13 protein-coding genes are annotated in these 15,000 nt (G+C 60.2%); 2 read left to right on the top strand and 11 right to left on the bottom strand.

All coding sequences use genetic code 11. The features are described 5' to 3' along the window. Positions 1–411: 411 nt before the first annotated feature. From DL899_RS16585 to dctP, 11 genes are all read right to left on the bottom strand, one after another. Positions 412–948 carry a TetR/AcrR family transcriptional regulator gene (locus tag DL899_RS16585; protein ID WP_111735473.1) on the bottom strand — a complete coding sequence of 179 codons (537 nt, stop codon included), beginning with the start codon at positions 946–948 and terminating at the stop codon, positions 412–414. A 134-nt stretch (positions 949–1,082) separates the two neighbouring features. Beyond that, entirely contained in the window at positions 1,083–2,585 is a 1,503-nt protein-coding gene (locus tag DL899_RS16580; protein WP_111735472.1) for an AMP-binding protein, read from the bottom strand. Positions 2,586–2,625: 40 nt separating this feature from the next. Next, entirely contained in the window at positions 2,626–3,798 is a 1,173-nt protein-coding gene (locus tag DL899_RS16575; protein ID WP_111735471.1) for an acyl-CoA dehydrogenase family protein, read from the bottom strand. 1 nt (position 3,799) lies between these two features. After that, positions 3,800–5,095 carry a dihydrolipoamide acetyltransferase family protein gene (locus DL899_RS16570; protein WP_111735470.1) on the bottom strand — a complete coding sequence of 432 codons (1,296 nt, stop codon included), beginning with the start codon at positions 5,093–5,095 and terminating at the stop codon, positions 3,800–3,802. A gap of 2 nt (positions 5,096–5,097) precedes the next feature. After that, positions 5,098–5,880 (bottom strand): enoyl-CoA hydratase/isomerase family protein, encoded by a 783-nt coding sequence (locus tag DL899_RS16565; RefSeq protein ID WP_111735469.1) that lies wholly within the window; start codon positions 5,878–5,880, stop codon positions 5,098–5,100. Between the two features lie 16 nt (positions 5,881–5,896). Then, positions 5,897–6,880, bottom strand: a complete 984-nt coding sequence (locus tag DL899_RS16560; protein WP_111735468.1) for an alpha-ketoacid dehydrogenase subunit beta — start codon at positions 6,878–6,880, stop codon at positions 5,897–5,899. 3 nt (positions 6,881–6,883) lie between these two features. Continuing rightward, on the bottom strand, positions 6,884–7,843 hold the full coding sequence (locus tag DL899_RS16555; RefSeq protein WP_111735467.1) for a thiamine pyrophosphate-dependent dehydrogenase E1 component subunit alpha: 960 nt from the start codon (positions 7,841–7,843) through the stop codon (positions 6,884–6,886). Between the two features lie 421 nt (positions 7,844–8,264). Then, positions 8,265–9,239 carry a phenylacetate--CoA ligase family protein gene (locus tag DL899_RS16550; protein ID WP_239494740.1) on the bottom strand — a complete coding sequence of 325 codons (975 nt, stop codon included), beginning with the start codon at positions 9,237–9,239 and terminating at the stop codon, positions 8,265–8,267. 385 nt (positions 9,240–9,624) lie between these two features. Then, entirely contained in the window at positions 9,625–10,893 is a 1,269-nt protein-coding gene (locus tag DL899_RS16545) for a TRAP transporter large permease (protein ID WP_338049661.1), read from the bottom strand. Between the two features lie 90 nt (positions 10,894–10,983). Next, positions 10,984–11,532, bottom strand: a complete 549-nt coding sequence (locus DL899_RS16540; protein ID WP_111735464.1) for a TRAP transporter small permease subunit — start codon at positions 11,530–11,532, stop codon at positions 10,984–10,986. Between the two features lie 268 nt (positions 11,533–11,800). Continuing rightward, positions 11,801–12,838, bottom strand: coding sequence for a TRAP transporter substrate-binding protein DctP (gene dctP, locus DL899_RS16535; RefSeq protein ID WP_111735463.1), 1,038 nt, complete (start codon positions 12,836–12,838; stop codon positions 11,801–11,803). Between the two features lie 416 nt (positions 12,839–13,254). Between dctP and DL899_RS16530 the strand changes: the two genes are divergently transcribed. Then, positions 13,255–13,734: a MaoC family dehydratase gene (locus tag DL899_RS16530; RefSeq protein ID WP_111735462.1), complete on the top strand. Its 480-nt coding sequence runs from the start codon at positions 13,255–13,257 to the stop codon at positions 13,732–13,734. Between the two features lie 50 nt (positions 13,735–13,784). Next, on the top strand, positions 13,785–14,945 hold the full coding sequence (locus tag DL899_RS16525; RefSeq protein WP_275426800.1) for an acyl-CoA dehydrogenase family protein: 1,161 nt from the start codon (positions 13,785–13,787) through the stop codon (positions 14,943–14,945). Positions 14,946–15,000 lie beyond the last annotated feature (55 nt).

Here is a 15,000-nt window from a genome sequence, read left to right as displayed (position 1 = left end):
GCGACCTTCGCCTTGAACTCGGGCGCATGTTGTTTGCGTTTCGACATCTCTGATCTCCTTCTCGTCGAAGATCAGCAGACTGCAAATCGTAGCTTACGTCACTGTCCGAATTTCGGGGGGTAGCTCACAACAGACCATCGAAACCCGGCACTTTCTTCACCGTAAATCCGCCGCATAATCAGACCAACCAGATGCGCCAGACCCTCTTTTGGCTCAGGCCGCCAACTGGCCCGGAAACTCTGACGACGAACACTTTTTCTCCCACCAACATCCCGTTTGCCAGGGCCCGACAGGTTCTTCAGGCGGGCTATCCATCACGAGGCCCTCGGATAAGAAACTTCGTTCTTGCAAAAGAAAGCCCCACACCTTGACGGATTTGCAAACTGCCTGGTGGGCTGTAATAGAACCAGTCTAAAGAAACAGGCCGTGCCGCACGAGGCCGGCATAGGCCTGCACTGCCGATTCCGGGACGTCGCCGGTGTTTTTGTGCTGCATCGAGACATAGGCGCGCGCGCCAAGCAAGATGGCCGCAATGGTTGCCAGTTCGTCATCGGACATCTGGCGGAGATCGCCGGCATCCATGGCGCGTTTCAGCGCGCGTTGATAGCCGTCGCTCAGCCGCTGAATATGGGCTTCGTGGGCGACCGGAGCGAATACCTCGGCCTCGTAGAGAACCCGGTAGAAACCGGGATTCGACTTGAGATAGTCGCAATACGCCCGGAACCTGCCGATTTCGCGTTCGATCCCGTTGCCGACATGGGTCAGATCTTCCGTGATCTGGTCGGTCATTTGCTGGCCGACATAGGGCAGCAGCACATCAAACAGCGCCTGCCGATCCTTGAAATAGTTGTAGAACGTGCCGTGGGCAACGCCCGCCGCCTCCGTCACCTTGGCGATTGAGGTGGCGGCGTAGCCAAGTTCACCGACGATCTTCGCCGCCGCATCCATCAGATTGCGATAGGTCTTTTGCGCCTTTTCGCCCCGCGTCAGTCTGGCCTTCTTGCGATGCTGTCTGAACGCCCGGGGATCCGTCTCCGCTGTAGGGGGGGCTTTCTGGTTCGTCACAGGCTCTCCTAGGGTAGTCAAAGGTCTTTCAGGACTTCATCCCTCAGCACGCGCTTGAGAATTTTACCGGAGGGATTTCGTGGCAGCGCCGAGACCAGCTTCATGTCCTTGGGACATTTGAATCCGGCCAGATGGCTGCGGCAAAAAACGTCCAGTTCCTCCATTGTCAATGTTTGCCCGGCTTGCGGGACGATCACGGCCATTGGCACCTCACCCCATTTTTCATCGGGCTTGGCGATCACCGCAACGTCTTCGACCTGCGGCATCAGGAATAATACCCTTTCCAGTTCGGAAGATGCAATATTCTCGCCGCCGGAAATAATCATGTCCTTCTTACGGTCGGTCAGAAACAGAAACCCATCCGGATCGAGATAGCCCATATCGCCCGACCGCAGAAATCCGTCCGGGTGCATGGCGGCGGCTGTGCGCTCGGGGTCTCTCCAATAGCCATTCGTGACCTTCGGTCCGCGCATGCAGATCTCGCCCACGGCCCCGGCGGGCAGGCTGGTGCCGTTATCGTCGCGGATTTCCAGCTCGACCATGCTGACCGGCCGCCCGACCGAACCGATCTTCTCGATTTCGCGGCCCGGTTCCATCAACGTGTCACCCGAAACGGTCTCGGTCATACCGTAGCCATCCACATACCGCCCATTCGGAAACACGCTGCCGAAGTCGCGGATGCGGGCTTCGGGCGTGCGGTCTCCGCCCCCGATACACCAGCGCAGCGTGGTCAGGTCCGGCAGGTCGTCGCGCGCCAGCGCCAGAATTCCGCTGGTCATCACCGGGGCCAGCCAGATGCCGGTGATCCGTTCGCGCGCAATGGTTTCCACGACTTGTCGCGCATCGAAATCCCTCAGCACAACCAGCGTTCCACCTATCATATGCACCCCCATCCCCGGCAGATCGCAGGCGCCGACATGATACAAGGGGCCCACCATGCACAGCCGGTCCTGCGCCGTCAGATGCATTGACAGGATCATATCCATGTTCTTGTAATGGAAATTGTCGTAGGTGTGAGTCACCCCCTTGGGCCGGTCCGTCGTGCCCGAGGTATACATCAGCCGCATCAGATCGTCGCCCGCCCGAGGATGCGGCGTGACCAACGGATCGCCGCTCAAGGCCTGACGGGGATCCGTTTGCGCGGCCGTGTCCAGAATCAGGACGGGCTGGTCAAGCCCTTCCAGAACCGCCGAGAATTCGGCGTCTGCCACGACCATAGCCACGCCGGCGTGATTGGCGATATAGGCGATTTCCTCTCCCGACAGGCGAAAGTTCATCGGCAGACAGACAGCACCGACATGGGACAGGGCGTAGATCAGCTCGATGAAGGCGGATGAGTTCTTCATCACCAGTCCCACGATGCTGTCGGCCCCGATCCCGCGCGCGCTGAGCCCCCCTGCCAGCTGGTGGACCCGCTGTTCCAGCGTAGACCAGTCCAGCCGCGACTCGCCGTAGATCAGCGCCTCGGCCTGTGGACGGGTCCGGGCATGAAAGCTTAACTGTGCCGACAGGTTCAGCATGATTGACTCCTGGGTAGTAGAGCAAAGACAGACAGGCGCGTCAGTACGAACGCGGCAAGTCCAAGTTGGTCGTCGCGATATAGTTCAGGATCATTTCTTCGGAGACAGGGGCAAAGCGGAACAGCCGCGCATCACGCCACAGGCGTTCAACATGCATTTCCTTGGAAAAGCCCATACCGCCCATCACCTGCATCGCACGCTCCGCGACCGCGGATGCGGCCTGCGAGGCCAGCAGTTTAGCAGCGTTGCTTTCCGACCCGAACGACAGATCTTGATCGAATAGCGAAGCGGCCTTCAGATTCAACAACTTTGCAGCCTCAAGTTCCGCCCAGTGCTGCGCCAGCGGGAACTGGATCGCCTGATAGGCCCCGATGGGGGTCCCGCCAAAGACCTGACGCTCCTTGGCATAATCCACGCCCAGCCTGACCGCCAGCCGCCCCGCACCGATCAGGCCCGCGGTGGTGACAATGCGTTCGGTGTTCAGCACGTCCAGCAACTGATACCAACCCTTGTCCAGATCGCCGATAAGCTCGTCGGCGCGGACGTGCACATTGTCGAAATAGACCTGGCTTGAGGGGAGCGTATTCGTCCCCAGCTTGTCGATCGGGGTATGACTGACGCCTTCGCGGTCGGTGTCGATCATGAACAGGCTTATGCCAAGGGTCTTTTTGGCGGCCTTGTCGATGGGCGTGGTGCGGGCTCCTACCAGCATCTTGTGCGATTGCGGCACCCCGGTGATCCAGATTTTCTGGCCATTCAGTCGCCACCCGTCCGCCTCGGCCACCGCCGTCGCGCGCATTTCAAGCGAATTGCTGCCCGCGTCGGGTTCGGTCAGGGCCATGCAGAACTGCATCTCGCCGCTGCACATCTTCGGCAACCACTCACGCTTCATCTGATCGGTGCCGTACTTCGCCACCGATACGCCGCCAAAGATCGGGTTGAGCATGAAGACCTGCGCCAAGGTCGCCCCAGCGCCACCAGCGCAGAGTTCCTCGATGATCAACGCGACTTCGACCATGCCCAGACCTACGCCGCCCAGTTCCTCGGGCAGCATGGCGCCGGACAGGCCGGCTTCGCAGATCGCCTGCCAGCATTCCGAGGGGAAGGACTTGTTGGCGTCCTTCTCCCGCCAGTAATCGGGGCCGAAAGCCTCGCCTACCTTGCGGGCCGTCTCGATCATCAGCTTCTGTTCGTCGTTAAGTGTAAAATCCATCTCAGTCTCCGGCGTTTGAGTCGGCGGTGCCGCGCGCGGGGCGGAGCAGGCGCAATGGCGTTTCCAGAAGGGCAACAAGTTCGGCCAGGAACGTGGCGGCGTCGGCCCCGTCGATGATGCGGTGATCGCAGGCCAGCGTCAGGGTCAGCTCACGGCGCAGAGCGGGTGCGCCGTTTTCGTCAGGGCGAAACAGTTGGCGTTCGGCACCAACACCCAGGATCATCGCATTCGGCGGGTTGATGATTGGTGTCAAAGAGGTGACGCCCATCATCCCGACATTCGAGATCGAGATCACCCCGCCGCCCACATCCGAGGCTCCCAGCTCGCCGCTGCGGGCGCGCGCGGCCAGATCCCGCGCCTGGGTTGCAATACCGTCCAGCGTGGCCCCGCCGGCATCGCGGATAACCGGGATGCGCAGCCCATCCGGCGTTTGCGTGACCATGCCGATATCCACCTGGCTGAAGGCGATGATATGATCGCCGGCCCAGATGCGGTTCATCGCGGGATGTTCGGTCAAAACCACACCCAGCGCCCGGATCAGCATATGCGTGACAGTGACCCGCGGCCCATCGGGATCGGCGTTCAACTGCGCGCGCAGCGCGGTCAGGGCACTTAGCTCTGCCTCATGCGTAACATAGAAATGCGGGATGTCGCGCTTTGCCCCGCTGACCCGCCGGGCAGTGGCCAGCCGCACCGCATCGGGGACGATTTCGCGCGCATGGGCCGGATCGGGGTGGATGGCGGGATCAGCCTGAACACGCGCCGCGCCCTCGACGTCACGCGCCTTGATCCGCCCCATGGGGCCGGTTCCCTCGACCCTGTGCAGATCCAGGCCCTCTTTCGTCGCGATGCTCCGGGCCAGAGGCGTCGCGATGACGCGCAGCACGTCGCCCTTGGTCACGCGGCCATTGCGCCCGGTCGGAGTGACCTGTTCGCGGGCCAGATCATGTTCGGCCATCAACTTGCGCGCCGAAGGGGCGTCTTCCGTATCCGGCGCCGGGGCCGGAGCCGGGGCAAGGCGTGGGCTCTGCGCCTCCTCGCTCGCGCTGCCGGCGTCATCCCCCGCCTGCGCGAGCCGCGCGATCGGGCTGCCCACCGGCACGGTTTCGCCCGCAGGCACAATGATCTCGGTCAGTACGCCGTCGGCCTCTGCCTCCACCTCATTGGCGACCTTCTCAGTCTCGACCGTGAACAGGATATCGCCGGCGCTAAACGCCGCACCGGGAACGACATGCCATTCGGTCAGCAAGCCCTCCGTCATGGTCAGACCGAATTTTGGCATAACGAGATCGGTCATGCCTAGCGTCCCTCGAAGGTTGCTTCGCGCTTCTCCAGAAAGGCGCCGCACCCCTCATGCGCGTCCGAGCTGTCCAGCACCAGACCGATCATTGCCTGTTCATGGCGTAATGCGGACGACAGGGGCATGTCGCCGCCATCGGAAAGCGTGCGTTTGAGAAGTTTCAGGACCAGAGGCGACTTGTGGGCGATCTTGGCCGCGGTCTCGCGGACGCTGTCCATCAGCGACTCGTGCGGGACAACGCGGTTCGCCAGCCCGACCGAGACTGCCTCTTCAGGGGTCAGCATGTCGCCGGTGTACATGATTTCCTTCGCCCGGCAGAGCGGCAATTGCCGGATGATCCGCTGCGTTCCGCCCGCGCCGGGAAACAGCCCCAGGGTGATTTCCGGCAGGCCCAGTTTCGCCTTGTCCGATAGGATGCGGATATCGAGCGCCAGCAACAGCTCGGTCCCGCCGCCAAGGGCAAATCCGTTCACCGCCCCGATCGTGGGCTTGTCAAAGGTTTCGATGCGGCGGAACAGATTGTGGATCTCTTCGGCGAACTCCTGGTAATGCGCCAGCCCCTGGCGCGAGTTCAGGTCGGCGATGTCCCCCCCCGCAATGAAGGCGCGACCCGCGCCGGTAAAGACGAGAACCCGCACATCGGGGTCCGTTTCCACCTTGTCCAGCACAGTGTGCATGGCGCGGATCGTCGGCACGTCCAGCGCATTCAGCGTTTCGGCGCGGTTGATGGTGATCGTGGCAATCGCATTTTCCACGTCGAGAAGGATAGGGTTCTTACTCATGTGAATCCTCTTGGAACTAGGCCAGCGTCCGGCGGAGAGCCGCGACGATTTGATTGGCGTCGGGGCGATAGGCGTCTTCCAGTGTCTTGCCGAATGGCGACGGAGCAAAGGGCGCGCCGACACGAAGGATCGGCCCGTCCAGTTGGTCAAAGCCGATGTCGGCCATACGGGCGACGATCTCGGCGCCCACGCCGAAGGCTTCCACCGCCTCGTGCGCAACCACAAGGTTGTGGGTGCGCGTCAGGCTCTCCAGAACCAGGCTTTCATCCCATGGCTGAATCGAGCGCAGGTCGATCACTTCGACCTCGATGCCCTCTTCGGCCATGGTCTCGGCGGCGGTTTCCGCCATGGCTACGGCGGCACCATAGGACACCACGGTGGCGTCGCGCCCGGGCCGGACAATTCGGCCCTTTCCGATCTCGATCCGCTCGCGGTCCTCCGGTGCGTCGGGCAGATCGCCCTTCATGGCGTAAAGTGCCTTGTTCTCGACCACGATCACCGGGTCGGGATCGTCGATGGCGGCCCGCAGCAGCCCGTAGGCATCGGCGGGATTGGAGGGGCAGACCACGCGCAGCCCCGGCACATGCGCGAACCAGGCCTCCAGGCATTGCGAATGCTGCGGCCCGGCATTCAGCCCGCCGCCATGCGGCGTGCGCAGAACCATCGGAACCGACCCCTGACCGCCGAACATCGACCGTGCCTTGGCGGCCTGATTGACCAGCATGTCCATCGACAGGGTGGTGAAATCCATGAACATGATTTCCACCACGGGCCGCATTCCGGTCAGCGCCGCGCCGACGGCCATGCCGGTGATCGCCGCCTCGGAGATGGGCGAGTCATAGACGCGCTCAGGGCCAAACTTCTCCAGCAGGTTGCGGGTCGCCTTGAACGAACCGCCAGCGGCGCCGATGTCTTCGCCGATCAGAAAGACCGTTGGGTCAGCCTCCATCGCATCTGCAAGGGCTTGATTGACGGCTTTGATATAACGTGTTTCAGGCATCGTTCATCCAGCCACTGAAGTGTAAACATCGGTAAGAATATCGGCGCTGCTCGGCAATGGAGCCTCAAGCGCGGCCTGTGTTGCGGCTTCGATTTCGGCATCGACCGCATCAGCGATCTCGGCCAGCATCTCAGGGGTACCGCCGGCCTGCGCCATTGCCGTCGCGCTCAGGCGTATCGGGTCGCGTTCGGACAGGGCGGCAATTTCGTCGCCGTCACGGTAATCCTGCCGGTCGCCTTCGAAATGGCCGCGCACCCGCGTGGTGCTGCATTCCAGAACGGCTGGTGCAGCGTTTTTCCGCATCGCCTTGACCAGCCGCGCCGATGTGGTCGCCACATCGGCCACCACATTGCCGTCGACGGCAGAGTATTTGATGCCAAAGGCCTTGGCCAGCTTGTCGAGACTTGTCGCCAACTGCCGTTCGGTCGGGCTGAACTCTGACCAGCCGTTGTTTTCGCACACAAAAAGGATGGGCAATTTCCACAGCGCCGCGATGTTCAGGCATTCATGCAACACGCCTTCAGCCAGCGCGCCATCGCCGAAATAGACCACTGCGACAGCCCCCTGCCCCTGCATCTTGAGCGCCAGGGCGCTGCCGGTGGTGATCGGCAGGCCGGCCCCCACGATGCCGTTTGCGCCCAGCATCCCCTTGCTCAGGTCCGCCACGTGCATAGAGCCGCCTCTGCCCTTGCACAGACCCGTCGCCTTGCCCAGGATCTCCGCAAAGAACCCTTTCAGGTCCACGCCCTTGGCCAACGTATGCCCGTGGCCACGGTGGTTTGACGACACGGTATCGCAATCCGTAAGGGCCTCAGATACGCCGACCGGCACCGCTTCCTGCCCGATGGACAGATGCAGGAACCCCGGCACAAGACCGTCTGCGAACAGCTTTTGCAGCCGCTCCTCCGCGCGCCTGATCACCAGCATCTGGCGATGAAGCCTCGCCAGCTCATCGAGTTTCATGGGGGGTCTCCTTCTGTTGATAGAGATCATGCTAAAGCACGAGAGCCTTGTCAATCAAAATGACTTATGAATCATAATTCATCATGGAGACCTCGGAGGCCAACCCCGGTCGGTTGGCAGGCGGTCTCGTTCATACGACTGCTGATCGCCTGCGTAAATGGCTGGAATCAGCGCCACCGGGGGTAGGCACGGATCGGCTGCTCCCCGCAGGCTCTGAACGAGTGGGTGAATACGGCGGAGATTGAAAGCGGCCATCGCCCTGTTCCCCGCGCGCTGCCCGGCGCAGATCTGCGGCCGCCAGGCCGTCCCCTGAGCCTGAGTGCGCCCCCCATCACATCATCCATATCTGGCGGATGAAACGGCATCACATGGTGCAACATTAGGAAAGAACCTCCCGAATCAGATCACCTGCTCGCCGGTATCAGCTGTCTTTCTGGTTGACGATCAGGTCCGCATTCTCTGGCAACTCGGCGACGACGCTCACCGCGTCGGCACGAATTCTCGAATGCAGTTTGAAAGCCTCGGCGCAGGCGGCTTCGGCCGCGGCCGCGTCAGCGCCATCTTCAAGCACAAGCGAGATGCGGATCATGTCGCGATTCTTTTCCCGCGTCACCACGGCCTGCGCGGCCTTTGCCCCCGGCGTCGCGATGACGACCTCTTCGATCACGCGAGGATAGACGAATATCTCGCGCACCTTGACCGCCGCGCCGACCCGGCCCTGCAACGCCGACAGGCGCTTGACGCTGCCATCCTCGTTGCTTTCAAGCGCAAATGCACTGTCACCGGTGCCGAACCGGATCATCGGCCAGGCCTCGGGGTCCAGCGTGGTGACAACCACCTCTCCCGTCTCGCCAAACGGCTTGGGTTGGCCGGTTTCGGGGTCGCAAATCTGCACGATCCGGTGCGGTTGCACAACATAGCCTTCGTCGCCGTCCTCATAGGCCACAACCCCCAGATCGGCGGTTGCATAGGCGGACCAGGTGGACACACCGTAGGTGTCTTCGATCATACGGCGCTTGGCCTTCCAGTCGCCCATCTCGCCGCCCAGAAACGCGGTTGTCACCTTCCAGGCATCGCGCCCATATTTCTTGACCACCGTATCGGCCAGCGCCAGAAAGAACGCCGTGCTGGCACAGATAGACGTCACGCCGGTTTCGACAATGATCTGCGCCTGCAATTCGCGGTTGCCCACACCACCGGGAATGACCGTCGCGCCAACCGCTTGCGCCGCTTCGTCAAACCACAGCCCAGCGGGCACCAGATGATACATCCAGGTGTTCAGCACAACATCGTTCGCGCCGACGCCCGCAGCCCGAAACAACGTATCCATCCCGTGCCCCGGCCCACTGCGCAGGGTGGGTTCAAATATCGGCCCCGGCGAGACATAAATCCGCATCAGATCCTTATTCTTGGCGGCCAGATAGCCACCAAAAGGCGGATCCTGCCTTTGCAGGTCTAGCAACTCTTCCTTTTTAAGAACCGGAAGGCATGACAGATCATTAACCGATGCGATCCTTGCCGGGTCAACGCCCGCCACCTCAAATCGTTGTTGCAAAGCCGGGGCCGCCTTTGCAGCCTTGATATAGGCAGATTGAAGATGCGTGTAGATATCGGTCGTCGATCCCATTTTCAGGTCCCTTAACAATGGTGTTACAAGATCAATCCGCTCGGGCTGTCAGAATCATGTCCTGGCTTGCGATTTCGGAACCGGCGGACGAGTGTTGTCATGATGCAATCTGCACCCTGATCATCCTTCATTCATAACGAAAGCTTGCGGAACCCTATAGCAGAGCGACAATATCCGGCGCGAGAATCAGCAGTGCAATGATAAATCCATCGGCCACGAAAAATGGTGTGATGCCCTTGAATACGGTTTGCAGGGGGATGTCGTCCCGCGCCGCCGCGACGATGAAACAGTTCATTCCGATCGGAGGCGTCATCAAGCCGACTTCGACCATTTTGACAAGAACGATCCCGAACCAGATCGGATCGTATCCAAGCGTGATAATCGTTGGATAAACAAAAGGCAGTGTCAGCATCATCATTCCGATTGCATCCATGAACATGCCAAGGACGAGGTAGATCAGAAGGATACCAAGCAAAATGACAATACGGGGTGCCTCAATCCCGCCGATCCAGGTCGAAAGTTCTTCGGGCAGACCGGCATATCCAAGAAAACGAACAAAGATGATGACCCCCCAGACAATCGAGAAGATCATCACGGTGATACTCACGGTTTCGCGCAGCGCCTCGCGAAAGCCCTGAAAGGTCATCTGTTTGCGAAAGATGGCCAGAACCAGGATCAGAAAGGCCCCGACGGCCCCGGATTCGGTCGGTGTCATCCAGCCAAAATATATGCCGCTCAGGATCAGAACGACGGTGCCGAAAATGCTTGCCACGCCGCGAATGGCCAGAAACCGGTCGCCCCAGGTGATCCGTGCCTCGTCGGGCATGATCTGTCTCGCCGGCGGACTGGAATTGGGATAGAGCAGCGCCCAGGTGATGGGCACCAGCGCATAAGCCAGCGCCGTAAGTAACCCCGGCACTACTGCGGCGATCAGCAGCCGGCCAACGGATTCCTCGACAATGAGGGCATAAAGCACAAGGATTGCGCTGGGCGGAATCAACGCCGCGAGCGTTCCGCTGGCCGCGACGGTTCCAGAGGCCAGCGACTTGGCGTACCCGGATTTCAACATTTCGGGGATTGCCACCCGCGAAAACACTGCGGCTGTTGCTGTGCTGGACCCGGAAACGGCCGAAAAGCCTGCGGCCGAGAAAATCGTTGCCACCGCAAGTCCGCCCGGCAACCATGCGAGCCACAGCCGGAAGGCGTGAAACGCCTCGCCGATAATGTTCGCTCGCTGTGCGAAATACCCCAGCAGGATGAACATCGGGACGACGCTCAGCCCGTAATGGACGATCTCGGCATGCGGGGTCAGCCCGCTGATTGCCGCGCCAACGGACCAGCCGCGCATCGCCATGAGTCCGACGATACCCACAAGGGCCCCGGCGATATATACTTCAAGGCCAAGAACAACCAGTACCAGCAAGGCACCACATCCCAATAACCCGATTGTCAGAGGTTCCAACGTTCCATCCCTTCGTTCGTTTCGTCCGCGCCAGTCTCATTCTTTGTCAGACTAGGACACACCCGGCTTCATCCGTAATTTCTGGATCAGCGTGATAAGAATTCGCAGGCAAACCAAAGCCAGCATTGCTGGAACCAATAGCTTTGTTGGCCAGACCGGAAATCTCACAGTGCTGTTGGTAACGTCGCCAATTGTCCAGGCCGGCAGAAAGCTGGAGGTGAATGTTGACCAGACCAGCAGAGACAGGGTCGCCAACCCGACAAAAAGCATGGCGATGCTGATGAAATGGCGCGTACGCCCTTTCAGTTGCCCGGTGAGCAGCGTCATCCGGATATGGCCATCACTGCGTTGACAATGGGAAAGGCCAAGAAAGGCGATCGCCACCAACGATAGCTCAACGAAGTTGATCTGTCCGGGAATGGGCCGGTTAAACAGGCTTCGCGAGATAACCTCCAGAACCCCGACTGCCATCAGGGCCAGAATTAACCATCCGGCCAGATCATTCAGGATATCCTCGATCCGGCGCAAGATATTGCTGATGCTCTGCAACCATCCGGAAGGTGGCACTGCTTCTGGTTGGTCCGGTGATGATGGCGCCATTGGCGACCTCCAAATGATGTTACTGGAACAGATACGGCGTGACAGTGCAGTTCCATCTGACGCGCCAGCCTATCACAAACAGCGGCTCCTTACATCGGACCGGTTTGCCGACTTATTTTTCCCAGTACTGCCAGAATGTTAAATGTTGTCCGGCACATATGCCGAAAACCTCTTCGGCACTGCCCCAGTTATCCGCCCTGAGAAGCCACCCCGGCACAAGACACAGAGGTGCCGGGAGGCTCAATTCAGGTAACGGCTGATACTTGCCCTAGTTCGTCAGAAGGTCGAGCAGCTCCGCTCCCGGAAGGCCGTGTTCTTCCGTGACTTCCTTGACCCAGGCATCCCATATCGGTTTTGCCGCTGCAGTAAGGCCGGCGCGCTGCTCATCCGTATAGGTAACCTCGGTCAGCCCGGCCTCGGCGAAGGCCGTCACATTCGCATCGTCGGCGTCCTCATAAGCGGCACGCTGCTCCTCATAGGCGGTCAATTTGGCCTCTTCCAGTATGGCCTTGAATTTCTCAGGCAGCGATTCCCAGGACGCCGTGTTGGCTACGACCAGACAACCTGTGCTGCCCAATGCCAGATTGGTAGTATACCAGTCTGATATTTCCTGGATTTTATAGGCGCTGAAGGCATAGGAATAGGGCATTCCGACCGCGTCCGTTACGCCTCGATCAAGCGCGCCATAGGTTTCACCCGCGGGCTGATAGATGGTAATCGTACCAAAGGTTTCCATGACGGCTGCAAGCCCGACAGGCGCGCTCAAGCGGCGGCCGTTCCAGTCTTCCATCTCCAGCGGGGGCTTGCCCTTTCCCATGATCTCATAGCGCGGCACCAGCGCTCCCATTACCGGAACTGCATTCCACTGGGCCAGTTCGCCCCTGATCGCCTCGCTGCCGAGGAATGTCTCCAGGACCTCCTGCTGCTCTTCAAGGTTGAGGATCGGCAGGAAAGGCAGGCTCAGCCCCATGAGGCCGGGGTTTTTGCCCGGATGATAGGTGGCACAGAACTCGCCGGCGTCGAAAGCTCCGATCTTGATACCATCAAGCGTTTCGCGCGCCGGGGCCAGGGCACCGCCGAAATGCACCTTGATCTGGAACTCGCCACCGCTCAGCCGGTCGACTTCCGCAGCCAGCGCCTCGACATTCGCCGTAAAGGCGCGCGGCTTTCCATCGACCGAAAGATCCCATTTCACCTCTGATGCCTGAACCGGCGCAGAGAGCGCCGCAACCGCCATGGAAACCGCCAAAGCAGATCCCAAAACCATCCCGACGCCGCCGCCTTTCGCGCTCTCGTTGTTTTTCATCGCAAATACCTCCCTTGGAGTTTCTCCAGTTTTACCGACCCGTTGACTGACCGACCGTCAGGCTACGGAATGATGGGAGCACCAAAACTCCCCAAGCGCGGCATGCACCCCGCACAACACTTTCCATAGCCGACACAAGCAGCCCACAGGTGCTGGAAACCATACGGCTCAAGGAAGAAAAGTCAATCATAAATGAATGCTGAATCAGAATTCAGAATTCTGTTGACTTTTGCACTGTGAAGTCTGATGTTTTGCGTGAACGATGACCCGTTCAGCCCTTGGAGCCAAAGGATGGTTTAGCCATTAAAGCCAAAGGATAATATGGCGCAAACGCTAGGCAGGAAGGCCGAAACATGGCCCGAACATTTTAGCGGCGTGACCGATTCTCTTTAACTTTGATTAGACGAGCAGTTTCCATGTCGAAATCCGAAGCTTCACCGCCCCCCCCTCAAAGCAACAAGACCCTTGAGTCGATTAAGCCCGGTGATCGGATAACCCTGCCCGACATCGACTGTCGCGATGCGGCCATTGCGACCCATGCAGAACTATTCGACGCGCGCCACCCTATTCACACCGACGAGGCATATGCCCGCAAAACCAGCTTTGGCCAGCGGATCGCTCATGGGCCTTTCCCGGTCGCCGCGGTGCTGGCCTCGCTTGGCGAGGTGTTCGGAGAGACGCTTATCGCCCTGACCGAGATTGGCAATTGGCGGTTTCTTCGCCCAATACCTGTCGGGGCAAAGGTGCCCTCCGAGATGAGTTTCCTGACCATCGACAGAACAACCGGGCGGGTCTGCATGGACGTGCGTATATTCGACGAGTCCGGGAACATTGCCCAGGCTGGGGAGGTCGGGCTGTTGTTGCGTCGGGCAAAGCCAAAGACAGATGGCAGATAACAAAGACGGTCCCGTTAAACGCCTGAACGGGATTGGTTGAAAGGACTGATGTGGTTGCAGAACTGAGAACGCGCGCGCCTGGGGAAACGGTTGATAGTGTCGCTTTTCGCGACATGTGCCGGAAATTCGCCGCCGCCGAAGTCGCCCCGCGATGGGAAGAGGCCGACCGTGACAGCCATTTTCCAATCGAATTCTACCATGCCGCCGCGCGGGCCGGCCTCATCGGGATGACGGCGCCGACAGCACTGGGCGGGGCCGGTCTGGGCGTTCACGAGACGGTTATCTTTATGGAGGAAGGCTCCAAAATCAACCCGAACCTGCCGGTTTCGGTGCTGATCCAGGAAATCGCCGGAGGGCTGCTTGCCGAATTTGGCGGTGATGGGTTGCAAGACATTGTGCGGCGCAACATTGCCGGTGAGTGCCTACTGGCCCTTGCTGTGACCGAACCCGAGGCCGGAAACGATATTCAGAACGTCAGATGTTCGGCCCGCCGCGATGGTGACGACTGGATCATTGATGGGCAAAAGGCATTCATTTCCCTTGCCGGTTACGCCGATGTTCTGGTTGTTCTAGCCCAGACCGATCCGTCAAAGGGGCGCCATGGCATGTCGTTCTTTGCGGTCGATCGCAAATCTGCCGGCATAACCACGCGCCAGCTCGCGACCTATGCCAACCGGCCAGTGCCAACGTATGGGGTGGATTTCAAGGATGTGCGCGTGCCTGCCGAACGCCAGTTAAGCGGTGGCTTCAGGGAAATCATGGCCGGGTTCAACCGCGAACGTCTGCTGGTTGCCGGGCGCTGGCTGGGCCATATGCAGCACGCGATGGAATGGGCCAAGGATTATGCGCAGACGCGCCACCAGTTCGGCAAGCCAATTGGCTCCAACCAGTCCATCGCTTTCATGCTTGCCCAGGGGCATGTCGATGTAGAAGCGACCCGCAGCCTTACCTATGCCGCCGCCCGGCGCTGGGACAGCGGCGTGCCCATCAAGGACATCGTTCTTGAGGTGTCCAGCGCCAAGCTGTTTGCCACGCAGGCGGTTTACCGTGTCACCCAGAACGCGCTGCATATCGGTGGCGGCTGGGGCCTGACCGAAGAGCTTCCTGCGATGCGCATGGCGCTGGATGCGCTGGTGGCACCGGTGACGGTGGGCAGCTACGAAATACAACTGCGTGTCATCGCGCGCCAGCTTGGCCTGCCATGCGACTGAACAGTGCCAGACTGGCGCGGTCTGAAAAGACGCTTCTCGGGTCGTTGTGCCCGGA

Source organism: Roseovarius amoyensis (assembly GCF_003260265.1).
Taxonomy (GTDB): Bacteria; Pseudomonadota; Alphaproteobacteria; order Rhodobacterales; family Rhodobacteraceae; genus Roseovarius; species Roseovarius amoyensis.
Note: the sequence above shows the minus strand (reverse complement) of the source record. Positions and strands in the feature narration are given on the sequence as shown.